At 71.3% G+C, this 20,670-nt stretch carries 22 protein-coding genes; 12 read left to right on the top strand and 10 right to left on the bottom strand.

Translation table 11 applies throughout. The features are described 5' to 3' along the window. Nucleotides 1-35 precede the first annotated feature (35 nt). Entirely contained in the window at nucleotides 36-884 is an 849-nt protein-coding gene (locus ABZ795_RS05825) for a 1,4-dihydroxy-6-naphthoate synthase (RefSeq protein WP_357529242.1), read from the top strand. On the opposite strand, the gene ABZ795_RS05830 is transcribed toward ABZ795_RS05825, so the two are convergent. Beyond that, on the bottom strand, nucleotides 845-1,231 hold the full coding sequence (locus tag ABZ795_RS05830; RefSeq protein ID WP_013731110.1) for a cold shock domain-containing protein: 387 nt from the start codon (nucleotides 1,229-1,231) through the stop codon (nucleotides 845-847). The genes ABZ795_RS05825 and ABZ795_RS05830 overlap by 40 nt on opposite strands. Nucleotides 1,232-1,258: 27 nt before the next feature. Beyond that, nucleotides 1,259-1,882, bottom strand: coding sequence for an HAD hydrolase-like protein (locus ABZ795_RS05835; RefSeq protein WP_357529245.1), 624 nt, complete (start codon nucleotides 1,880-1,882; stop codon nucleotides 1,259-1,261). An 82-nt stretch (nucleotides 1,883-1,964) separates the two neighbouring features. Between ABZ795_RS05835 and ABZ795_RS05840 the strand changes: the two genes are divergently transcribed. Next, on the top strand, nucleotides 1,965-4,436 hold the full coding sequence (locus ABZ795_RS05840; RefSeq protein ID WP_357529247.1) for a helicase-associated domain-containing protein: 2,472 nt from the start codon (nucleotides 1,965-1,967) through the stop codon (nucleotides 4,434-4,436). Nucleotides 4,437-4,442: 6 nt separating this feature from the next. On the opposite strand, the gene ABZ795_RS05845 is transcribed toward ABZ795_RS05840, so the two are convergent. After that, nucleotides 4,443-4,682, bottom strand: a complete 240-nt coding sequence (locus ABZ795_RS05845; RefSeq protein WP_327027300.1) for a hypothetical protein — start codon at nucleotides 4,680-4,682, stop codon at nucleotides 4,443-4,445. 431 nt (nucleotides 4,683-5,113) lie between these two features. Between ABZ795_RS05845 and ABZ795_RS05850 the strand changes: the two genes are divergently transcribed. Then, nucleotides 5,114-6,793 carry a DNA repair helicase XPB gene (locus ABZ795_RS05850; RefSeq protein ID WP_357529249.1) on the top strand — a complete coding sequence of 560 codons (1,680 nt, stop codon included), beginning with the start codon at nucleotides 5,114-5,116 and terminating at the stop codon, nucleotides 6,791-6,793. Nucleotides 6,794-6,915: 122 nt separating this feature from the next. On the opposite strand, the gene ABZ795_RS05855 is transcribed toward ABZ795_RS05850, so the two are convergent. The 3 genes from ABZ795_RS05855 to ABZ795_RS05865 all read right to left on the bottom strand — a co-directional run bounded on the left by ABZ795_RS05855 (nucleotide 6,916) and on the right by ABZ795_RS05865 (nucleotide 7,981). Beyond that, entirely contained in the window at nucleotides 6,916-7,260 is a 345-nt protein-coding gene (locus ABZ795_RS05855; RefSeq protein WP_327027302.1) for a toxin-antitoxin system HicB family antitoxin, read from the bottom strand. Further along, nucleotides 7,260-7,505, bottom strand: coding sequence for a toxin HicA (locus ABZ795_RS05860; protein WP_327023159.1), 246 nt, complete (start codon nucleotides 7,503-7,505; stop codon nucleotides 7,260-7,262). Before ABZ795_RS05860 ends, ABZ795_RS05855 begins: the two co-directional genes overlap by 1 nt. A 242-nt stretch (nucleotides 7,506-7,747) precedes the next feature. Then, nucleotides 7,748-7,981, bottom strand: a complete 234-nt coding sequence (locus ABZ795_RS05865; protein ID WP_357529252.1) for a winged helix-turn-helix domain-containing protein — start codon at nucleotides 7,979-7,981, stop codon at nucleotides 7,748-7,750. A gap of 413 nt (nucleotides 7,982-8,394) precedes the next feature. Between ABZ795_RS05865 and ABZ795_RS05870 the strand changes: the two genes are divergently transcribed. After that, entirely contained in the window at nucleotides 8,395-8,661 is a 267-nt protein-coding gene (locus ABZ795_RS05870; RefSeq protein ID WP_357529663.1) for a hypothetical protein, read from the top strand. On the opposite strand, the gene ABZ795_RS05875 is transcribed toward ABZ795_RS05870, so the two are convergent. Further along, nucleotides 8,658-9,410, bottom strand: a complete 753-nt coding sequence (locus ABZ795_RS05875; RefSeq protein ID WP_357529254.1) for a TIGR03089 family protein — start codon at nucleotides 9,408-9,410, stop codon at nucleotides 8,658-8,660. The two genes, ABZ795_RS05870 and ABZ795_RS05875, sit on opposite strands and share 4 nt — an antisense overlap. A 146-nt stretch (nucleotides 9,411-9,556) precedes the next feature. Here ABZ795_RS05875 and ABZ795_RS05880 point away from each other — a divergent pair, with 146 nt between their 5' ends. Continuing rightward, nucleotides 9,557-10,603, top strand: coding sequence for a hypothetical protein (locus ABZ795_RS05880; protein ID WP_357529256.1), 1,047 nt, complete (start codon nucleotides 9,557-9,559; stop codon nucleotides 10,601-10,603). A gap of 99 nt (nucleotides 10,604-10,702) precedes the next feature. On the opposite strand, the gene ligD (ABZ795_RS05885) is transcribed toward ABZ795_RS05880, so the two are convergent. Both ligD (ABZ795_RS05885) and ligD (ABZ795_RS05890) read right to left on the bottom strand, forming a co-directional pair. Further along, nucleotides 10,703-11,617, bottom strand: coding sequence for a non-homologous end-joining DNA ligase (ligD, locus tag ABZ795_RS05885; protein ID WP_357529258.1), 915 nt, complete (start codon nucleotides 11,615-11,617; stop codon nucleotides 10,703-10,705). Beyond that, nucleotides 11,607-12,548, bottom strand: coding sequence for a non-homologous end-joining DNA ligase (ligD, locus tag ABZ795_RS05890; protein ID WP_357529260.1), 942 nt, complete (start codon nucleotides 12,546-12,548; stop codon nucleotides 11,607-11,609). The genes ligD (ABZ795_RS05885) and ligD (ABZ795_RS05890) overlap by 11 nt, the downstream gene beginning before the upstream one ends. An 85-nt stretch (nucleotides 12,549-12,633) precedes the next feature. On the opposite strand from ligD (ABZ795_RS05890), the gene ABZ795_RS05895 reads away from it, so the two are divergent. The 5 genes from ABZ795_RS05895 to ABZ795_RS05915 all read left to right on the top strand — a co-directional run bounded on the left by ABZ795_RS05895 (nucleotide 12,634) and on the right by ABZ795_RS05915 (nucleotide 17,066). Beyond that, complete coding sequence (locus tag ABZ795_RS05895; protein WP_357529262.1) at nucleotides 12,634-13,650, top strand: Ku protein; 1,017 nt, start codon at nucleotides 12,634-12,636, stop codon at nucleotides 13,648-13,650. 184 nt (nucleotides 13,651-13,834) lie between these two features. Continuing rightward, nucleotides 13,835-14,473 (top strand): FKBP-type peptidyl-prolyl cis-trans isomerase, encoded by a 639-nt coding sequence (locus ABZ795_RS05900; RefSeq protein WP_357529264.1) that lies wholly within the window; start codon nucleotides 13,835-13,837, stop codon nucleotides 14,471-14,473. A gap of 85 nt (nucleotides 14,474-14,558) precedes the next feature. Continuing rightward, entirely contained in the window at nucleotides 14,559-15,212 is a 654-nt protein-coding gene (locus tag ABZ795_RS05905) for an HAD family phosphatase (protein ID WP_357529665.1), read from the top strand. Nucleotides 15,213-15,282: 70 nt separating this feature from the next. After that, a complete protein-coding gene (locus ABZ795_RS05910) occupies nucleotides 15,283-16,293 on the top strand; it encodes an NADPH:quinone reductase (protein ID WP_357529266.1) in 1,011 nt (336 codons plus the stop codon). Between the two features lie 281 nt (nucleotides 16,294-16,574). Beyond that, nucleotides 16,575-17,066 (top strand): NUDIX domain-containing protein, encoded by a 492-nt coding sequence (locus ABZ795_RS05915; RefSeq protein WP_357529268.1) that lies wholly within the window; start codon nucleotides 16,575-16,577, stop codon nucleotides 17,064-17,066. Nucleotides 17,067-17,167: 101 nt separating this feature from the next. Here ABZ795_RS05915 and ABZ795_RS05920 read toward each other — a convergent pair whose 3' ends face one another. Then, nucleotides 17,168-17,716, bottom strand: coding sequence for a type 1 glutamine amidotransferase domain-containing protein (locus ABZ795_RS05920; RefSeq protein ID WP_327023170.1), 549 nt, complete (start codon nucleotides 17,714-17,716; stop codon nucleotides 17,168-17,170). Between the two features lie 138 nt (nucleotides 17,717-17,854). Between ABZ795_RS05920 and rfaE2 the strand changes: the two genes are divergently transcribed. Next, nucleotides 17,855-19,759: a D-glycero-beta-D-manno-heptose 1-phosphate adenylyltransferase gene (gene rfaE2 / locus ABZ795_RS05925; RefSeq protein WP_357529271.1), complete on the top strand. Its 1,905-nt coding sequence runs from the start codon at nucleotides 17,855-17,857 to the stop codon at nucleotides 19,757-19,759. Further along, on the top strand, nucleotides 19,756-20,625 hold the full coding sequence (locus ABZ795_RS05930; protein WP_357529273.1) for a glycosyltransferase family A protein: 870 nt from the start codon (nucleotides 19,756-19,758) through the stop codon (nucleotides 20,623-20,625). The genes rfaE2 and ABZ795_RS05930 overlap by 4 nt, the downstream gene beginning before the upstream one ends. The last annotated feature ends 45 nt before the right edge of the window (nucleotides 20,626-20,670 follow it).

Below are 20,670 nucleotides of genomic sequence, written 5' to 3' on the forward strand. Positions count from 1 at the left end.
GGTGGCGGCGGACCGGGCGGGGATACGGTGGGGGCGTGGCGCTCTCGATGGCGATCTCGCCCTGCCCCAACGACACCTTCGTCTTCCACGCCCTGGTGCACGGGCAGGTGCCCGGGGCACCCCCGGTCGAGGTGACCTACGCCGACGTGGACGTGACCAACACCGCCGCCGAGCGGGGCGCCTTCGACCTGGTCAAGGTTAGCTACGCGGCGTTGCCCTGGCTGCTGGACGACTACCACCTGCTGCCCTGCGGCGGCGCGCTGGGACGCGGCTGTGGGCCCCTGGTGCTGACCCGGGCGGATCGCGACGGCGGCCCGGACCGGACCGACCTGCGCGACGCCACCGTGGCGGTGCCCGGTGACCGGACCACGGCGTACCTGCTCTTCCGGCTCTGGTCGGCTGGGAAAACCCCCCGGCGCATCGAGGTGGTGCCGTTCCACGAGATCATGCCCGGCGTCGCCGCAGGGCGGTACGACGCCGGGCTGGTGATCCACGAGGCCCGCTTCACCTACCCGCGACACGGGCTGACCGCGCTGGTCGACCTGGGCGAGTGGTGGGAAGGCGACACCGGCCTACCCATCCCCCTCGGGGCCATCCTGGCCCGACGCGGGGTGGTGGACCCGCAGCAGGCCGCCGGGTGGATCCGGGAGTCCGTCCGGCAGGCCTGGGCCGACCCGGCGGCCAGCCGGGGGTACGTGCTGGAGCACGCCCAGGAGATGGAGCCCGACGTGGTGGACCGGCACATCGGCCTCTACGTCAACGAGTTCACCGCCGACCTGGGAGAGGCCGGGTTCGCTGCCGTCGAGGCGCTGCTGGGCCGGGCCGCCGACGCCGGGCTGGTGCCTCAGACCTCCAGCTCGCGGGCCACCGCATGGACCAGCTGAGCGATCTTCTGGGCGGTCTTGCGGTCCGGGAAGCGACCCCGGCGCAGGTCCGGCTGCACCTTCGCCTCCAGCACCTTGATCATGTCTTCGACCAGCCCGTGCAGCTCCTCGGCCGGGCGACGGCGCAGCTCCGCCACCGACGGCGGGGCCTCCAGCAGCTTGACCCCCATCGCCTGGGTGCCGCGCCGGCTGTCCACCACACTGAAGTCGATGCGCTGGCCGCCCTTCAGGTCGGTGACACCTGCCGGTAGCGCGGCCTTTGGCAGGAACACGTCGCCACCCTCGTCACTGGTGACGAACCCGTATCCCTTGGTCGCGTCGTACCACTTCACTCGACCCGTAGGCACCTGAGATCCCCTGCTTCTTTGAGACGACTACTGCTTCAAGGCTAGCCGGATCATGCCGTCGAGCGCCGCCGGGAATCCGGTGAGATCCGCCAGCACCACCGCCGCGCCAGCGGCCCGCAGTTCATCGGCGGAACAGGGTCCGGTGGTCACTGCGATCCCCGGCACGCCGGCCGCCTCGGCGGCCACCATGTCCGCCACGTGGTCGCCGACATAGTACGTCGCACCGTGCGCCCGCAGCGCCGTCGCCTTCTCCTCGGCGAACAGGTCTCCGGCCAGCTCGTCCACGGCCAGGCCAAGGTGGTCCAGATGCAGCTTGGCCAGCCGGCCGAGCTTGGAGGTGACCACAACCACCCGCCCACCGCGCCGGCGTACCGCGTCCAGGGCCGCCCGCGCGCCGGGCAGCGGCACCGTCGGGGTGATCGCATACGCCGGGTAAAGCTCCCGGTAGATCCGGACCGCCTCGTCGACCTGCTCGGGCGGGAACCAGCGGGCGATCTCGGTGCGCAGCGGCGGGCCGAGCCGGGACACCGCCGCCTCGGCATCGACCCGGACCCCGGTCCGCTCGGTCAGCGCGCGGTAGGCCGCGGCGATGCCGGGGCGGGTGTCGAGCAGAGTCATGTCGAGATCGAAGCCGACCGTCAGTGCAGGCATCCTGGAAAGCTACCCGGCCTTCTACCCGGCCCGGTCGTCCGATGGGCGGGAGCACCCCCCGGCGGGCTAGCGTGGAACGACGATGAACGCCTCACTCGCCGACCACCTGCGGGCCCTGCCCGACGACTCCCTCGCCGCGCTGCTGCAACTGCGGCCCGACCTCGTCGTGCCGGTCCCCGCCGACGTCGACGCCCTGGCCATCCGGGCCCAGTCCCGGGTCTCGGTGTCACGGGCCCTGGACGGGCTGGACCAGTTCACCCTTCAGATCATGGACGCCGCCCGGTTGACCCGTGACCCGGCCGAGGGCACCACCTCGGTCGACGGGGTCCTGGCCATGGCCACCGCCGGCCCCAACCCACCCGCACCCACCTCCGTCCGAGCCGCCCTGGACCGGCTGCGGGCGCGACTGCTGGTGTACGGCCCGGACCATCAGTTGCACATGGTCGGCGGCATCGACGAGATCTCCCCGTACCCGGCGGGGCTGGGCCGACCGGCGGCGGAGCTGGACCCGCGCACGGCCGCTTTCTGCGCGGACCCGGCGAAACTGCGCCGGACCCTGCTGGCCGCGCCCCCGTCGGCGCGGGCGATCCTGGACCGGCTGGCGGCAGGGCCCCCGGTCGGCAGTGTGCCCCCCGGCGCGTTGCAGGCACCGGCCACCGGCAGCGACGACGACCTGCCCCCGGACGAGACCAACGGCGGGGCGCCCACCGGCTCCCCGGTCCGCTGGCTGGTCGACCACCGGCTGCTGGTGCGGGTCGCCGGCGGTAAGGGCGGCACCAGCGGGATGGTCGAGCTGCCCCGGGAGATCGGGCTGCTGCTGCGCCGCGACACCGGGCCGCTGGGGCCGCTGAGCGTCAGCGGGCCCCAGGTGGTCAGCACCCCCCGCGAGCCGAAGGCGGTCGACTCCGCCGGGGCCGGGCAGACCATGGAGGTGGTACGCCACACCGAGGCGCTGCTGGAACAGTTGGCCGCCGAACCGGCCCCGGTGCTGCGCTCCGGCGGGATCGGGGTACGTGATCTGCGGCGGTTGGCCCGGGCCACCGGGCTGGACGAGCCGACGGCGGCGCTGCTGCTGGAGGCCGCGTACGCGGCCGGGCTGGCCGGCGAGGTGGAGCTGCCCGGCAGCGCCAGCCGGTACGGGGCGGACCAGCAGGTGCTACCCACCGCCGGGTACGAGCTGTGGCGGGCCGGTTCCCTGGCCGAACGCTGGGCCCAGCTGGCCCGGGCCTGGCTGATCATGACCCGGCAGGTCGGGCTCATCGGCCAACGCGACGACCGGGACCGACCCATCACGGTCTTCTCCGCCGAGGCGGAACGGGCCGGTGCCCCGGCCGCCCGACGGGCGGTCCTCGGCGTGCTCGCCGACCTGGAGCCGGCCGCCGCACCCACCGTCGAGGAGGTGCTGGCGCTGCTGGACTGGCGGGCCCCCCGCCGCAGCCGGGGCCGGGAGGCCGCGCACCGGGAGGTACTCGCCGAGGCGGCCGCCCTGGGGGTGACCGGACTGGGGGCGCTCACCTCGTACGGGCGGCTGCTGCTGACCGAGGTGACCGACACCGAGGAGCGGGACGGCAGCGACCCCCTGGGGTTGCGCAGCGAGACCGAGGATGCCGGTACGGCGGTGCGGGTGTTGGACGCCCTGCTACCCGCCCCGGTCGATCACTTCCTGGTGCAGGCCGACCTGACCGTCGTGGTTCCCGGGCCGCCGGAGCCGACCCTGGCCGCCGAACTGGAGGCGGTAGCCGAACCCGAGTCGGCCGGTGGCGCCAGCGTGTACCGGGTGACCCCGGGCAGCGTGCGCCGGGCCTTGGACACCGGCCACTCCGCCGAGGAGCTGCACGACCTGTTCCGGCGCCGGTCCCGCACCCCGATACCCCAGGGATTGACCTACCTCATCGACGACATGGCCCGTCGGCACGGCGGGCTGCGGGTCGGCTCTGCCGGGGCGTACCTGCGCAGCGACGACGAGGCCTTGCTAGCCGAACTGCTGGCCGACCGGCGGGTCGAGGAACTGACCCTGCGCCGCCTGGCACCGACCGTGCTGGTCACCCCGTACCAGGCCGGGCGGATGTTGGCGGTGTTGCGGGAGGCCGGCTACGCCCCGGTGGCCGAGGACGCCACCGGCTCGGCCGTGCTGACCCGACCCAAGGTCCGCCGGGCAGCGGCCCGGGTGTCCGTGGGTACCCGGGTCCTCGACCCCCTGGCCACCCCCCGCCTGCCGCTGCCCCGCCTGCTCGGGGTGGTCGAGCAGATCCGCCGGGGGGATGCGGCGGCCCGGGCGGCCCGGCGGGCTCCGGCGGCCGTACGGGGTGCCGCGACCTCGACCGGCCCGGCCCCCGCACGCGGTCACGCCGAGGCCCTGGCCGTCCTCCAGCAGGCGGTACGCGACAAGGCGCTGGTCTGGGTCGGTTATGTCGACGCGCACGGGGCCACCGCCTCGCGGCTGGTCCGACCGGTCTCCCTCGGTGCCGGCTACCTGCGGGCCGAGGACGAACGCACCGAGATGCTGCACACCTTCGCCCTGCATCGGATCACCGCAGCGGTGCTGGAGAAGTGAAACGGGTCAACGGCGGCTGCGGCGCACCGACCCTACGATCGCCACGATCAGCAGCAGGGCGGAACCGGCGCCGGCGGCTTCCCCGACCGAATCCATGAAACCCTGCTGGAGGACGAGCCAGCCGTACAGGAACCAGCCGAACAACAGCGCCGCGAGGACCGCGTACGCCACCACCGTGGCGGTGGATACGGGTTCCGCCGAATCGGCCTTGTCACGCGCAAAGATCAATTCCTGATCAACGGACATCTGCCCTCCCCGTACGGTCGGCATGCCATCCCAGGGTGTCATTGAAGATGGCAACCGGCCAGCAGCACGGCCGACCGGTCCCGGCAGCTTCTACCCGGCGGCGGGTACGCGGAATCCGACGCGAAAGGTCGGCCCGGGCGCGCCGCTCGCCCCCGTTGGCTGTCCGCGATGGCGGGAAGCGCCCCCGCTTCCTGGCCCGCCTGATCACGGATCGAACGCACACGCACCGCGCCGACCTGGAAGACGAAGCATCCGCAGACCGATGCGACCCGTCTTCCCACCTGCTAAACGCAGCCCGGAAAGGAAAAGGTTGCCGCCCGCGTACGCATTCTTGGCACCGACTTCGACGTGCGACACTGGATGGTCGCCCGGTGGCAGGTCAGCGGCCTACCGTGCCAACCCCATCGGCCGTACGGAGGAGGAGATTCGGCGTGAGCGGTGGACCCCTGATCGTACAGTCGGACAAAACCCTGCTGCTGGAGATCGACCACCCTGACGCGCAGGCCTGCCGGATGGCCATCGCGCCCTTCGCCGAGCTGGAGCGATCCCCCGAGCACATACACACCTACCGGTTGACCCCACTGGGGCTGTGGAATGCCCGCGCCGCCGGCCACGACGCCGAGGGGGTGGTGGACGCCCTGATCAAATACTCCCGCTACCCGGTGCCGCACGCCCTGCTGGTCGACGTGGCCGAGACCATGGACCGCTACGGCCGGCTGCAACTCGCCAACGACCCGGTGCACGGCCTGGTGCTGCGCGCCCTGGACCGGATGGTGCTGATCGAGGTCGCCAAGAGCAAGAAGCTCGCCGGGATGCTCGGCGCCAAACTCGACGACGACACCATCGCGGTGCATCCCTCCGAACGTGGCCGACTCAAGCAGGCCCTGCTCAAGCTGGGCTGGCCGGCGGAGGACCTGGCCGGGTACGTCGACGGGGAGGCCCACCCGATCGAGCTGGCCGAGGCCGGCAAGGAGGGGGGCAAGCCGTTCACCCTGCGGTCGTACCAGCGGGAGGCGGTGGAGGCCTTCTGGGCCGGCGGATCCGGGGTGGTGGTGCTGCCCTGCGGCGCCGGCAAGACCCTGGTCGGTGCGGCGGCGATGGCCGAGGCGAAGGCGACCACCCTGATCCTGGTGACCAACACGGTCGCCGGTCGACAGTGGAAGCGCGAACTGATCGCCCGCACCTCGCTGACCGAGGAGGAGATCGGCGAGTACTCCGGCGAGCGCAAGGAGATCCGACCGGTCACCATCGCCACATACCAGGTGCTGACCTCGCGTCGCGGCGGAACGTTCACCCACCTGGACCTGTTCGGGGCCCGTGACTGGGGTCTGGTCGTCTACGACGAGGTGCACCTGCTGCCCGCGCCGATCTTCCGGTTCACCGCCGACCTTCAGGCCCGCCGTCGGCTCGGGCTGACCGCCACCCTGGTCCGGGAGGACGGCCGGGAGGGCGACGTGTTCAGCCTGATCGGCCCGAAGCGCTACGACGCCCCCTGGAAGGACATCGAGTCGCAGGGCTGGATCGCCCCGGCCCAGTGCACCGAGGTCAGGGTCACCCTGACCGACGCCGAGCGGATGGCGTACGCGACCGCCGAGGCCGAGGAGCGCTACCGGATGGCGGCCACCGCCCGGACCAAGCTGCCCGTGGTCAAGGCCCTGGTGGATCGGCACCCGGAGGAGCAGACCCTGGTGATCGGCGCGTACATCGACCAGTTGCACCAGCTCGGCGAATACCTGGACGCGCCGATCGTGCAGGGGTCGACGACCAACAAGGAACGCGAGCGGCTCTTCGACGCCTTCCGTGACGGGTCGCTGCGCACCCTGGTGATCTCCAAGGTGGGGAACTTCTCCATCGACCTGCCCGAGGCGGCGGTGGCGATCCAGGTGTCCGGCACCTTCGGCTCCCGGCAGGAGGAGGCGCAACGGCTGGGCCGGGTGCTGCGGCCGAAGGCCGACGGTCGGCAGGCCCACTTCTACACCGTGGTCTCCCGGGACACCATCGACACCGAGTACGCCGCCCACCGCCAGCGCTTCCTAGCCGAACAGGGGTACGCCTACACCATCATCGACGCCGACGACGTCCTCGGCCCGACCCTGCCCTCCTTCGACTGACCCCCGCTTGATCGACTCCATTCCGCCGATATGGCGGTATCGCGGCGGCTCGGATACCACCACATCGGCGGAATGGCGGCAGCCTCCCGCCGTGGGCTCCTGCGAAGGGCCGGCTCGGCCGGTCAGGCGGCTCGGAGTCTGCGTAGGACGTACTGGTTGAGGCTCAGGCCGTCCTCTGCGGCCTGGATGGCGAGTTCCCGGTGCAGACTCTCCCCGACGCGCAGGTTGAACTTGCCCGAATAGCTGCGCTCCGCGAACGGCAGCGGCACCTGCTCACCCTGGTCCTGCATGTCCTCGATCACGTCACGCAACAACTCCTGAAGCCCTTGCAGAGCCTCAACCTGCGAGGGAGCCAGCCAGGACAGCGACGGAAACTCGGCGCAGGTGGCAACGAACTCGCGATCCTCGGCGGACCAGGTGACCCGGTAGGTGTAGTGGGTGATCTCGGGGTGGGCATCGGGTTGCATCACATGGCCTCCTTCTTGTCGATCGCCCTGAGTACCTGCCGGACCTGGTACACCTTCGCCTTGCCTTTGTCGTTCTGGATGTTGACGCGTGGATCTCCCGCCCAGGGCATCTTGAACACCGCATGAGAGGTGCCGGCTTGCCGCGGCTTCCCGAAGTAGTGTTCGCACACCCTATAGAGATCGTTGTAGGCGATGTTCTGCTGACTCTTCCGCATCACCGCAACGAGCTTGTCTATGGAGGGCACAGTTGGGATGGTACTACCAGCGGTACCATGACTCCAGCCAATCACCAAGCCCTCCTGCGACCTGTGGATGCTTGGCGGCGACGGTCCAGTCTGTGGCAGTTCAGCTGTTCCGTCCTCGGCGTGTCGGCCAGCTGGGCTGACACAGCTCGCGGAGGCGGGCAGGGTGACCTACTCGGGAGCGCCGAAGAGGGTTGGTTGCTTCGGCTGGCGAGGGTAGGTAGACCTGATGAGCTTGGGGGCTATCAGTCGGTCGTTGATTCACTTTCGGTGACGTAGACGCCCTTGCCTTGGTGGCCCTCGACCAGTCCCTCGGCTTGCAGGATAAGCAGCGCTGATCGGACCGGCTCGGCGGAGACGCCGTAGTGCGCGGACATCTCCCGCATCGAGGGCAGCTTCGCGCCGGGGCCATAGACGCCTGATGCGATCTTGTCGCGGATGTCCTGGGCGATGCGTTGGCGATCTGAGATTCGGGGCATGGCAACTCCTGGTAGGCCCCAAGATCCTCCCACGCCAATCCGCGGCCGGCCAAGACTTTGTCTGCTTAGCATGGTTAGTTCTTGCACTTTGCATGCTTTGCATTGTAGGTTGGCCCTCGGACGCCCGGCATCGGATCGCCTGGTAGGCAAGCCGGCCCTTCCCGGTTGGGCATCCAGCACCGCTGGCACGGCTGGCTTCCCCCGCCGGCCGTGCCAGCACCTCAGCCATGAGTCCAGAGGACAGCCCTGCTGTCGTACTGCCGATTGAGGCTGCGGTGGTAGGGCAGGGGCGGCCTCCGCCGCCTGCACCGTGGCGGAGGCCGCCCTTCCACCTCACGTGATCAAGGAAGGGCGGTCAACCCGTGCACGATGAGGCCACCGAGGATGAGCAGACTGGCGGCAGCGGGCGTTGGGTGGTTCACCTGCCGATCACCGCGCCCGATCTGGTGCGGGCTCGGCTGCTCGCCCGTACGGTCGCTCGGGTGTTGACCCGGTTGAGCGGTCGGGTCGAGCCGGGCGCTGTGACCGTGTCGGCCGAGGACCAGCAGGGCGTACGCCATTGGGTTTTCTGCGATCGACGGCTGTCCGGCGGCGGGCGGTGTGTGCTGGCGGCGGAGCACGACGCGCCGTGTTCAACCCGTCCGGTGCGGGCGGTTCGGTGTGCGCGGCGAGGGATCTAGAGGATGCGGGTGACCTGCTCGGCGGCGGCTACCGCCTCCCGGTCGGCGGGGTCCAGGTTGGCGCAGAGCAGCACGGAGGCACCGGCCGACAGGGGCGCTAGCAGCCATTTCAGCGGCAGGTCATGCTCGGCGACGTCAACCAGCAGGCGGTCACCGACCCGCAGGTCCCAGGTTGCGGCCAGCTCCCGCGCCAGCCCGCCCCACTGGTGGTAGGTGGTGCCGTCCGGGCTGACCGGGTCGGTGGCGTGCAGCAGGGGGCGGTCGGTCGGGGCGGTGCCGTGCCGCAGCACCTCGGTCGACCAGTCGAGCCAGCCGGCCGGCACCTCGGCCAGGGGTTCCGGGGCGGTGCCGACGAGGTAGCGGTGCAGGCCGTCCGGTACCTCCTCCAGCCAGTCGTCCAGCCGTTCCGGGGTGACCAGGACCGCGTCGTACGGTCGGTCGCCGCCGGGCTCCAGCACCGGCAGCCCGGCGGTGGCGCGCGGCCGGAACGACACCTCCAGGCCGACCGCCCAGGCACCCAGCAGAACCGCGGCGGTACGCCAGTGCGGCGGCAGCAGCACCGCCACCCGGCTGCCCGGCGTCAGGCCGCAGCCGTCCCGCAGCAGGCCGGCGGCCCGCGCCGACCACTCGCCGAGCTCGGCGGCGGTCAACTGCTGGCGATGCCCGGTCCGGTGATCGAGGTAGGTGATCAGCGGCTGGTCCCGCTCGGCGAGACCGACGGTGGACAGCACGGGCAGCGTGGCAGACATACCGCACTTCCTACTCTTACCGCCCCGACCTGTCCAGACCGCCCCGCCCGGGGTGACGCCGGTACGCCTCGGCTGACCGATGGTCGATGGCGGGGGTAAACCATCGGCACTGGTGCCGTGCCCCATCGTGGCGGGACAGTCGGACCATGACGAACGCGGGGCAGCAACAGGCCGGTGTCGGGCAGGCGGATCACGGCGAGGCTCCGGATCCCCGGGAACCGGTGTGGCGGCGCCTCGTGCCGGTCGTGGCGCTGCTGCTGCTCGCGCCCTGGGCGGCCGAGTGTTCGTGGGGCGGGTTCGCCGGGACGGACATGCTGCTCGTCGTGGTCGTGCTGGCCCCGATGTACGGCGGCGCGGCGATCCTGATCCGTGAGGCGGCCCGGCGTACGGGCGGCGGGTGGCCGATGATCGTGCTGCTCGCATTGGGTTTCGGTGTGCTTCAGGCGGGGCTGGTCGACCAGTCGCTGTTCAACCCCGACTTCCTCGCCGACACCGAGTTCGCCGACCTCAGCGCGGCGGATCAGACCCGCATCCCGCTGCTGGGAATCAGCGCCCAGGAGGCGGTCAGCTTCCTGGGCAACCACCTGGCGTTGACCATCTGCGCGCCGATCGCGATCGTCGAGTCGTACCTCTCCCCCGCCCGCCGCCTACGCCCGTGGTTGCGGGCACCCGGCCTGGTCGTGGTGGGCGTTCTCTACGTGTTGGGCAGCCTGCTCGTCTTCGCCGACGACAGTGGCCGCAAGGGCTTCCTGGCCAGCCCCGGTCAGCTCGTCGGAGCGGCGGCGGTGGTGCTCGCCCTGATCGTGCTGGCTTCTCTGCCCCGCTGGCGGCGTCGCCCGGTGCCTGGCCCGGCGGTCGACGCGCCACGACCCGTCCTTGCCGGGGGGCTGGCCCTGGTCAGCTACGTCGGCGTGAGCATGCTGTCCGGCTGGCTCGCCTTCGCCGTGACGGTGATCGTAGGCGTCGGGCTGACGGCGGTGCTTGTCCGCTGGTCCGGGCGTCCCGGTTGGGGGCAGACGCACGTGTTGTCCACTGTCGCGGGGGCACTGATCGGCGCAGCGATCTTGGCGTACCTTGTGCCGCCGTACGCGGCGGCATCGCCCGGCGAGGCGCTGTTCAGCGACGTGCTGGTCAGCGTGATCGCGGTCGCCCTGCTCACCGGGGCCTACACACGGCTCCGTCCGAGACGTTGAACCCCGCGGCTCCGCCGCAGACGTTGAACGGCGCGGCTCCGCCGGAGGTGTTAACAGGGGGCCCTTCCTCTACCGGAGGCGTTAATAAGGTGCCCTTCCTTACCGCTCCGGAAGCGGGGGGCCGAGGTCGAGCAGGGGGGCGAGCAGGTCGCCGTGCTCGTCGAGCCGACTCAGCACCTCGCCGGCAATGTACGGCCGGGACGAGGGTCGTTTACCGGCCGCACCGGCGGCGACCTCGTCCCAGGTCAATGGGGTGGAGACGGACGGCACCGGCTGGGCGCGTAGCGAGTACGGCGCGACCGTGGTCTTCGCGGCGTTGTTCTGGCTCCAGTCGATGAAGATCTTGCCGGGGCGCAGGTTCTTCGCCATCTTCGACACGATCAGATTCGGGTGTTCCCGCTCCAGTTCCTGGGCGATCCGGCGGGCGTAGGCCGAGACCTCCTCGGCGGACTGGGTGCCGGCGATCGGGCAGCTCAGTTGCATGCCCTTCTTGCCGGAGGTCTTCGGGTAGGCGTCCACCCCGTCGGCGGCGAGCCGGTCGCGCAGCAGCAGCGCCACCTGGCAGCACTGCTTGAGGGAGGCCGGGGCACCCGGGTCCAGGTCGACCACCATCAGGTCGGGGTGTTCGCCGATTTTCCACTGTGGGGTGTGCAGTTCCAGGGCGGCCAGGTTGGCCAGCCAGACCAGGGTGGGCAGCTCGTCGGCAACCACGTAGTCGATGGTCTCCCGGCCCTTGCTCGATCCGGGGGCGGGCAGGTTCTCGGTGCGTACCCAGGAAGGGGTTGCGGCCGGGGCGTTCTTCTCGAAGAAGGAGTTGCCGTCCACCCCGTTCGGGTAGCGGATCCGGGTCAGCGCCCGGTCGGCCAGGTGCGGCAGCAGCACCGGGGCGATCCGGGTGTAGTAGTCGATCACCTCCCCCTTGGTGAAGCCGGCCTGTGGGTAGAGCACCTTGTCCAGGTTGGACAGCTCCAGGGTGCGGCCCTGCACCTCGACCCGGAACCGGTCAGTTGGCATCGTCGACCTCCTCGGCCGGTTTGTCCGGCCGCAGCCGCAGGATCCGGGGGAACCGCAGCCGTCCGTCCGGGGTGCGCTGACCGTACTTCACCTCCACGACCACCTGGGGGGTTACCCAGATGGCGCCCCGGGCATCCTCGCGGGGCACCCCGGCGGCGAAGGGTGAGGCGGGGGTGCGCAGGGGCTCCAGTTCGCGCAGCAGTTGCTTTTCGATCGCCGCGCCGATGCCGCCGCCGACCCGACCCCGGTAGGTGAGGCGTCCATCTGCGCCGGGCACCCCGACCAGCAGGCCGCCGATCTTGCGGGCGCCGGGCCGCCAGCCGCCGACCACGAAGTCGCCGGTCACCTCCAGTTTGACCTTCACCCAGTCCGCCGAGCGCACCCCGGGCCGGTAGGTCGAGTCGACCCGCTTGGCCATCACCCCCTCCAGGCCGTGCTCACCGGCGGCGGAGTAGGTGGCCGGGCCGTCGGAGAAGACCGGTGGGACCGCCCACCGCGCCGCCCCCAACCCCAGGTCGTCTAGGGCCTCCCGGCGACGGGCGTACGGCCAGCCGGTCAGGTCCTCCCCCCGAAACCGGAGCAGGTCGAAGATCATGTACGTGACCGGGACGGTGGCCGCCAACCGGGCCGCCTTGGCCGGATTCCGCACATGCATCCTCTCCGCAAGTGCGGTGAATGAGGGGCGTCCGGCCGGGTCGAAGAGGACCACCTCGCCGTCCAGCAGGGCGTCGTCGACCTGCTCGGCCAGGGTGATCAGTTCCGGGTAGGCGGTGGTGATCTCCACTCCGGAGCGGGCGTAGAGATGCTGCCGACCAGCGGAGATGTCGGCCAGGGCGCGTACGCCGTCCCACTTGAACTCGTACGCCCAGCCGGCACCGACCGGGAGGGGCCCGGTCATCGCGAGCATCGGCTTGAGCGGCGCGCCGGGCACGATCCGACTGTAGTAGCCAGCCGAACACCTCGCGTCACGTTCGCTTCAGTGCGAGCATGGTCGATACCGGCGAAGGGAGTACGGGATGCGGGCCATCTGGAAAGGCGCCGTGTCGTTCGGCCTGGTCTCGATCGGGGTGAAGCTGTACTCCGCCACCGAGGAGAAGGACATCCGGTTCCACCAGGTGCACCGGGAGGACGGCGGGCGGATCCGGTACAAGCGCACCTGTCAGGTCTGCGGCGAGGAGGTCAGCTACGACGACATCGCCAAGGGCTACGACATCGGCGGCGGGGAGATGGTCATCCTCACCGACGAGGATTTCGCCGAACTGCCGTTGAGCACCTCGCACGCGATCGACGTGCTGGAGTTCGTACCGGCCGAGCAGGTGGACCCGATCCTCTACAACAAGGCGTACTTCCTGGAGCCGGAGGGCACCGCCACCAAGCCGTACCTGCTGCTGCGTGACGCCCTGACCGACTCGGAGCGGGTGGCGATCGTCAAGGTGGCGTTGCGTCAACGGGAGCAGTTGGCCACCCTGCGGGTCCGCGACGGGGTACTGCTGTTGAACACCATGCTCTGGCCGGACGAGATCCGGAAGCCGGACTTCGGCTTCCTCGACGAGGACCTGAAGCTCCGCCCCCCGGAGTTGGCGATGGCCACCTCCCTGATCGACTCGATGGCCGGTGACTTCCACCCGGACGAGTTCGCCGACGACTACCGGGCGGCGTTGCAGGAGGTCATCGACGCCAAGGTGGAAGGCCGTGAGGTGGTGCAGCCGGAGGAGGCCGAGGAGGCTCCGGCCGCCGCAGTCGACCTGATGGCCGCCCTGAAGGCCTCGGTCGAGCGGGCCCGGGCGGCCCGGGGCGAGGCCCCGGCCGCCGGGGGTGGTGCCGGCGAGCCGACCCCGATCACCTCGGCGCGTTCGGCCCAGCAGAAGAAGGCGGCGGCCAAGGCTCCGGAGAAGAAGGCCGCCAAGAAGGCCGCCCCGAAGAAGGCCGAGACCGCCAAGAAGGCCGAGGGTACGAAGAAGGCGGCCCCGAAGGCGGAGAAGAAGGCCGCCAAGAAGGCCGCTCCGAAGAAGGCCACCCGCAAGACCGCCTGACCTCACCCCACCGGCTACGGATCGGTGATCTGCGCGGCCCGGCGGCCTCACAGCCGCCCCAAGGGCCCTCTGTCGTCCCACTGGTCACCATCGACGGTCGGAGCCGCGCCGGTCACCAGGTACCGTGTGTCGGCGACGGCGTCCGTGGCCGGACGCAACCACCTCTGCGCAGGGAGTCGAGGACGTGAGCGAGCACGCGGGCGAGAGCAAGGCACGGCGGCGGTTGGCCGAGCAGTTGGCCGAACAGAAGGCGGCCGAGGCCAAACGGCGCAAGCAGGCCTGGGCCGGTGCGTTCGCGGCCGTGGCCGTGGTCGGGGTGCTGATCACTGTGTTCGTGATGATCGGTCAGCGCGGCGACGACACCCCCGATCAGGTAACCCTTGAGCCGACGGCCGCGCCGACACAGGGTGCGCCCCAGGACGCGCCGCCCGCCCCGCAATTGCCGGAGGGGGCCGACCCGGCTCTGGGCACCAAGCCGGAGGTCAAGGCCGGCGAGGGTGAGCTGACCAAGCTCACCGTCACCCCCCTGATCGAGGGCACCGGCCCGAAGGTCGAGGCGGGCCAGTCGATCACCACAAACTACATCGGGGTGTTCTACGAGAGCGGTGAGGAGTTCGACTCCTCGTGGAGCCGGGGTGAGCCGGCCACCTTCCCGATCGGTGTCGGTCAGGTCATCGAGGGCTGGGACCGGGGCCTGGTCGGGGTGACCGTGGGCAGCCGGGTTCAGCTCGACATCCCGGCCGAGCAGGCGTACGGCGACGGCGCCGGCGGCCGCCCGGGCGGCCCCCTCCGCTTCGTGGTCGACATCCTCGCCGCCCAGTAACCACCCCACCCCACCCACCCCGTGGAGTCGATCGGGTTCACCGCTCGACAGGCCTGAGGGGTGGGTGGGGCAGGATGGGTGTGTGATGGTGGGTGCGGTGGTTTTCGACCTGGACGGCGTGATCGTTGATTCCGAGCCGGTCTGGGAGGAAGTGCGGCGGGGCTATGTCGCCGCGCACGACGGGACCTGGCAGGCGGACACCCAGCGGCGGCTGATGGGGATGAGCACCGGGGAGTGGGCCCGGTATCTCAGCGGGGAACTGGGCGTACGGCGTACCGCCGAGCAGGTCGCCGCCGAGGTGGTCGAGGAGATGGCCCAGCGGTACGCCCAGCGCGTACCGGTGATCGACGGGGCCGACCAGGTGGTGCGCCGGCTGGCCGCGCGGTGGCCGCTGGGGCTGGCGAGTTCCTCACCGACCCGGCTGATCGCGGCGGCGCTGGCCGCCACCGACCTGACGGACGATTTCCGGGCCACCCTGTCGACCGAGCAGACCGAGCGCGGCAAACCGGCACCGGACGTCTACCTGGCCGTGGCCGGGCTGCTCGGGGTGGGTCCGGCTGACTGTGTGGCCGTGGAGGATTCCTCCAACGGGGTGCGGTCGGCCGCCGCAGCGGGAATGACCGTGGTGGCGGTGCCACACGGGGCGTACCCGCTGGACCCGGACGCCCAGCAGTTGGCGGCCGTCGTGCTGGGTTCGATCGACGAGCTGACCCCGCAGGTCGTGGAGCGGCTGGCCTGAACCGCCACCGCCCGGCCACCGGCCCGCCTACGGTCGGTGACTGAAGACGGCCGAGCGGAAGGGGACGGCGATGAAGGCCATCGTGTACGAGCGCACCGGTGATCCCACGGTGCTCCAACTGGTCGATCGGCCGGTGCCGGAGCCCGGGGCGGGTGAGGTGCTGGTGCGGATGGCGGTCGCCGGGGTGAACCCGACGGACTGGAAGGCCCGCCGACAGTGGCCCCTGCCGGCCGGCTGGCAGATTCCCGGCCAGGACGGCGCCGGGGTGATCGAGGCGGTCGGCGCGGGGGTCGACCAGGGGCTGATCGGCGAGCGGGTGTGGCTCTGGGAGGCCGCCTGGCAGCGTCCCTGGGGCACCGCCGCCGAGTACACCCTGATTCCGGCCCGCCAGGTGGTGCCGCTCGGCGACGCCTCCTTCGAGCTGGGTGCCTGCCTGGGCATCCCGTTTTTGACCGCGCATCGCTGCCTGACCGCCGGGGAGTACCTGCCGGACAGCCTGCGCCCGGGTGCCCTCAGCGACCACACGGTGCTGGTGCAGGGCGGGGCGGGTGCGGTGGGCAACGCGGCGATCCAGCTCGCGGCCTGGGCCGATGCCTGTGTCATCGCCACGGTGAGCAGTCCGGAGAAGGCGCAGTTGGCGGCGGCGGCCGGCGCCTCGATGGTGATCAACTATCGCGAGCAGGACGTGGTCACCGAGGTCCGCAAGGTGGCGCCCGAGGGGGTGCACGCGATCGTCGAGGTGTCCGCGGCGCGCAATGCCGCCACCGATGTCCAGGTGCTGCATCCCGGCGGGGTGGTCTGCGTGTACGCCGACGACGGTGGCGACGAGGTGACCCTGCCGATCAGGCCGCTGATGGTGCCGAACGCCCGCTGGCAGTTCGTGCTGGTCTACACCCTGCCGAAGGCGGCGAAGGCGCAGGCGGTGGTGGATGTCGCGGCGGCTGCCGAGCAGGGCGGCATCCGGGTGGGCGAGGAGGCGGGGCTGCCGCTGCACCGCTATCCGCTGGCGGCTACCGCCAAGGCCCATCAGGCGGTGGAGGAGGCGACCGTGGGGAAGGTGCTGATCAGCACCACCGGGTAGCGGGACCGTTTCCGGGCGGGTTTCTCCATCAGCAGGACAGACGCGAACAACTCTCGCAATACTGGCTTTGCGGGTAACCCCCGCAAAAACGGGCGGCCCCGGCGCGGTGCGAACGCCGGGGCCGCCCACCGGGAGAGTGGTCTACGCGAGCCCGCTATCCCTAACGGCGATGATGCGCCCAGATGTGTTACGGCGTGGCCGGTTCCGGCACATCACCCCTACGAGTGGGTAACCCGGCGGTGTCGCGGACACCGGGGGCAACCCTGCGTACATTCGTGCGGGTGAGCATTTCCTGGGCGGACTCGTACGTCGGGCAACTGCGCGCCCTGGCCGGCGACCGGACCCTGATGTTCGTCGGCGCCCGCGCCGTGGTGCGCGACAACTCGGCGCGGATCCTGCTGATCCGCCGGTCGGACAACGGGCAGTGGGCGCTGCCGGCCGGGGCGATGGAGTTGGGCGAGTCGATCGCCGACTGCGCCGTACGGGAAGTCCGTGAGGAGACCGGACTGCGGGCCCTGCGGGTCAGCGCCTTCGCCCTCTACACCGGCGCGGACCGCACCCACACCAACATGTACGGCCACACGTACCAGATCTTCACCACGGCCTTCCGGGTCGAGGAGTGGGACGGTCAACTGGCCCGGATGACCGACGAGACCACCGACGCCGGGTTCTTCCCTCGCGAGGCCCTGCCGCAACCCCTGTCCGCCAGCGTCCAGGAGACCCTGGCCGACCTGGACGTCTTCGAGCAGACCAACCGCCTGATCCTCAAGTAGGTACCGGGGATCACCACCGCTTTCGTCACGCAGAACTGACCCGCCGGTCAACGCCGACCTGGCGGTCGCTGCCGGTCTGGCGGTCAGTGCTCGCCCGGCGGTCAGTGCCGGCCTTCGGCGAACTCCTCAACGATCTTGGCGCAGAAGGCCGGCAGATCGTCGGGCTTACGGCTGCTGACCAACCCGTTGTCGGTGACGACCTCCTCGTCGACCCAGTCCGCCCCGGCGTTCACCAGGTCGGTACGCAGGCTGGGCCAACTGGTCAGCCGACGACCACGCACCACGTCTGCCTCCACCAGGGTCCACGGGCCGTGGCAGATCACCCCCACCGGCTTACCCGCCTCGAAGAACGACCGGACGAAACGCACCGCGTCCGGATCGGTACGCAGGAAGTCCGGGTTGGCCACCCCGCCGGGCAGCACCAACGCGTCGTACCGACCGGGGTCCGCGTCCGCAGCGCTGACATCGACCTCGTACGTCTGCGAGGGGTCCAGGTGTTGGAAGCTGGTGATCTTCCCGGGCTTGAGTGACACCAGTTCGGCGGTGGCACCGGCCTGCTCGACGGCCTGGCGCGGCTGGACGTACTCGACCTCCTCCACGCCGTCGGTGGCCAGGAAGGCGACTCGCTTGCCCTGCAATGTGACTGCCATGTTGCTTCTCCTCTCCGGGGTTAGCAGAATCCGTTCCCGACCCGGGCGCACCGAAACGCGCCGCCGAGGTGGTCCCGGCCGCACCCCACCTGCTCCGGGCTACAGGTTTGACCCTGCCGGGCAGGGGGATCCGCCGGCATGGCACGAGCAGCAGCGGAACAGCTCCGGCTCGCCGAGGTGGTGCAGAGCTGGCTCGGGCGCCCGGTCCTGGTACTCGGGGACGCCATGCTCGACGAATGGCGGTTCGCCGACTCGGACCGGCTGTGCCGAGAAGCTCCGGCGCCCGTACTCACTCTGCGCCGCCGTATCTCCGCGGCGGGTGGGGCGGCCAACACCGCGGTCAACATCGCCGCCCTGGGCGGCCGGTCCGTGCTGGTGGCACCCGTCGGCGCCGATGTGGCCGGCGACGAACTGCACGACTGCCTGGACCGGGCCGGGGTCTGGGACCGTACGGTCAGCCAGCCCGGCCGGCACACCCCGGTCAAGCGCCGGATGCTGGCCGGGGACCAGATCCTGCTGCGCGAGGACTCCGGTGACCCCGACGACCCCCTCAGCGACGAGGGGGTGCACCAGCTGCTCACCGCCCTGGACTGCGCGACCCGGGAGTTGCAGGCCGCCGCCGGTGGCGAGGCCCCCACCCTGGTGGTCTGCGACTACGGCCTGGGTGCCCTGCCCACCCGGGTACGCACCTGGCTGGTAGCCCACCGGGACCGGTACGCCACTGTCGCCCTCGACGCGCACGACCTGGTCGACTGGCGGGGTCTGGCCCCTACCGTGGTGACCCCCAGCTTCGCGGAGGCCACCCGACTGCTCGCCCGCGCCGGCGGCGATGCGGGTGACCGGGGCGCCGGTGAGCTGCAACTGGAGCATCCGGAGGTGGACTCGAACGAGGGCCCCTCCGAGCTGACCGTGGGCACCTCGCCGGTCGGGACGGGTTCGCGGCGTACCGAGGGGCCGACCGGTGAGCCCACCCCCGGGGAGGGTCGGGTGGCGATGACCCATGACGGGCTCAGCGTCACCGGCACCGGGGTGACCGTGAACACCGACGTGGGAGCCGGGGTGGACCGGGCGGTACTGGCCGAGTCCCGGCTGGCCGAACTGCGGGCGCACACCGGGGCGGCCGTGGTCGCGGTGACCCTGGACACCGAGGGGGCGGTGGTCGGGGGCGCCGACGGGCAACCCAGCCGCAGCCACAGCACACCCGTACCGGCCAGCCACACCGTCGGGGCCGGTGACGCCTACCTGGCGGCCATGACCCTGGCGCTGGCCGCCGAGGCCCCGCTGTCCACCGCCGCCCAGCTGGCCCAACTAGCCGCCACCAGCACGGTCTCCGGCACCGGCACCTGCGTGTGTCGCCGCGAGGATCTGCTGACCGCCCTCGGGCAACCGGCCCTCGACTCGGCCGGGCGGCAGGTGCTGGTCGGCACCGAAGGACTGGACGCCGTGGTCGCCGAGCACCGCCGCGCCGGCCGGTCGGTCGTCTTCACCAACGGCTGCTTCGACGTGCTGCACCGGGGACATGTGCGCTACCTGGAACAGGCCAAGGCCCTCGGTGACCTGCTGGTCGTGGCGGTCAACTCCGACGGCAGCGTACGCCGACTCAAGGGACCCGACCGTCCGGTGAACCCGGTGGAGGACCGCACCGCCCTGCTGGCCGCGCTGTCCTGCGTGGACCATGTGGTGGTCTTCGAGGAGGACTCCCCGACCGCCCTGATCGAGGCGATCCGGCCGGACGTCTATGTCAAGGGCGGCGACTACCCGCCCGAGCTGGTCCCGGAGGCACCGCTGGTGCAGCGGCTGGGCGGGCAGGTCCGCACCCTGGGCTACGTACCGGACCGGTCCACCTCCGCGATCATCGACCGGATTCGGGCGTACGGCCAGGAGGGCTCCCCGGAGGTGGGGGCCGGCGGCCCACCGACGCCGCCCGACCCCGATGCTGATCGGGTCCTCGACGCGGACCGGGCGCTCGGGGTGACGCTGTCCGACCCGACGGACGACATGACCGGGTCGACCGCGCCGCCGATGACCGGTCAGGCACCGTGAACCGACCGCTCGACACCGGTTCGCACGCCGACTTCCGGGCGCAACGGCTGCTGGACGTGCTGATCCCGACGAAGGACCGGCCCACCGAGCTGGCCGTCACCCTCTCCGGGCTGGCCGCCCAGCAGGGGGTGCCGGGGTTCGGGGTGGTGGTCAGCGACCAGTCCGACGACCAGCCCGGGTACGCCCATCCGGCGGCGGCCACCATGGTCCGGGCCCTGCGGCACCGGGGCCATCCGGTGCTGCTGACCCGCCGACTGCCCCGCCGGGGCCTGGCCGAACACCGCGCCTTCCTGCTCGCCGCCTCCGCCGCCCGGTACGTGCTCTGCCTGGACGACGACGTCTGGTTGGAACCGGGCACCCTGCACCGCCTGGTCACCGCCATCGAGGAGTTGGGCTGTGGGTTCGTCGGCAACGGGGTGCACGGACTGTCCTACCTGCACGACGTACGGCCGCAGACCCACCGGCACTACCAGGAGTGGAGCGGCCGACCGGTGCCGGAACGCATCGGGCCGGACACCCCGGAGTGGGACCGGGCCCAGATCCACTCGGCCGCGAACCTGCTGCATGTGACCGAGGCGTTGGCGCTGCCGCCGGGCAGTTGGCGGGCGTACCGGATCTCCTGGATCGGCGGCTGCGTGCTGTACGACCGGGCCAAGTTGGTCGACTGCGGCGGTTTCGACTTCTGGCGGCGGGTGCCCCCGCGTCACCAGGGCGAGGATGTCGCCGCCCAACTGGCCGTGCTGGCGCGCCACGGCGGCGCCGGGGTCCTGCCCAGCGGCGCCTACCACCTGGAGTCCCCGACCACGGTCACCGACCGCGACGTGGAGGCCTGGGAGTTCGTGCTGGCCGAGGAACCGGGGTGTTAAGCGGGGACCCCTGCTCTACCGCAGACGTTAACAAGGGGCCCTTCC

The sequence above is a fragment of the Micromonospora sp. NPDC047134 genome, assembly GCF_040643455.1.
GTDB lineage: Bacteria > Actinomycetota > Actinomycetes > Mycobacteriales > Micromonosporaceae > Micromonospora.

Coding starts and splice junctions, on each gene's coding strand:
- ABZ795_RS05835 (WP_357529245.1), bottom strand. CDS start 1,882: ATGCCTGCACTGACGGTCGGCTTCGATCTCGACATGACTCTGCTCGAC.
- ABZ795_RS05840 (WP_357529247.1), top strand. CDS start 1,965: ATGAACGCCTCACTCGCCGACCACCTGCGGGCCCTGCCCGACGACTCC.
- ABZ795_RS05845 (WP_327027300.1), bottom strand. CDS start 4,682: ATGTCCGTTGATCAGGAATTGATCTTTGCGCGTGACAAGGCCGATTCG.
- ABZ795_RS05855 (WP_327027302.1), bottom strand. CDS start 7,260: ATGCAACCCGATGCCCACCCCGAGATCACCCACTACACCTACCGGGTC.
- ABZ795_RS05865 (WP_357529252.1), bottom strand. CDS start 7,981: ATGCCCCGAATCTCAGATCGCCAACGCATCGCCCAGGACATCCGCGAC.
- ABZ795_RS05875 (WP_357529254.1), bottom strand. CDS start 9,410: ATGTCTGCCACGCTGCCCGTGCTGTCCACCGTCGGTCTCGCCGAGCGG.
- ABZ795_RS05880 (WP_357529256.1), top strand. CDS start 9,557: ATGACGAACGCGGGGCAGCAACAGGCCGGTGTCGGGCAGGCGGATCAC.
- ligD (WP_357529258.1), bottom strand. CDS start 11,617: ATGCCAACTGACCGGTTCCGGGTCGAGGTGCAGGGCCGCACCCTGGAG.
- ABZ795_RS05895 (WP_357529262.1), top strand. CDS start 12,634: ATGCGGGCCATCTGGAAAGGCGCCGTGTCGTTCGGCCTGGTCTCGATC.
- ABZ795_RS05905 (WP_357529665.1), top strand. CDS start 14,559: ATGGTGGGTGCGGTGGTTTTCGACCTGGACGGCGTGATCGTTGATTCC.
- ABZ795_RS05910 (WP_357529266.1), top strand. CDS start 15,283: ATGAAGGCCATCGTGTACGAGCGCACCGGTGATCCCACGGTGCTCCAA.
- ABZ795_RS05920 (WP_327023170.1), bottom strand. CDS start 17,716: ATGGCAGTCACATTGCAGGGCAAGCGAGTCGCCTTCCTGGCCACCGAC.
- rfaE2 (WP_357529271.1), top strand. CDS start 17,855: ATGGCACGAGCAGCAGCGGAACAGCTCCGGCTCGCCGAGGTGGTGCAG.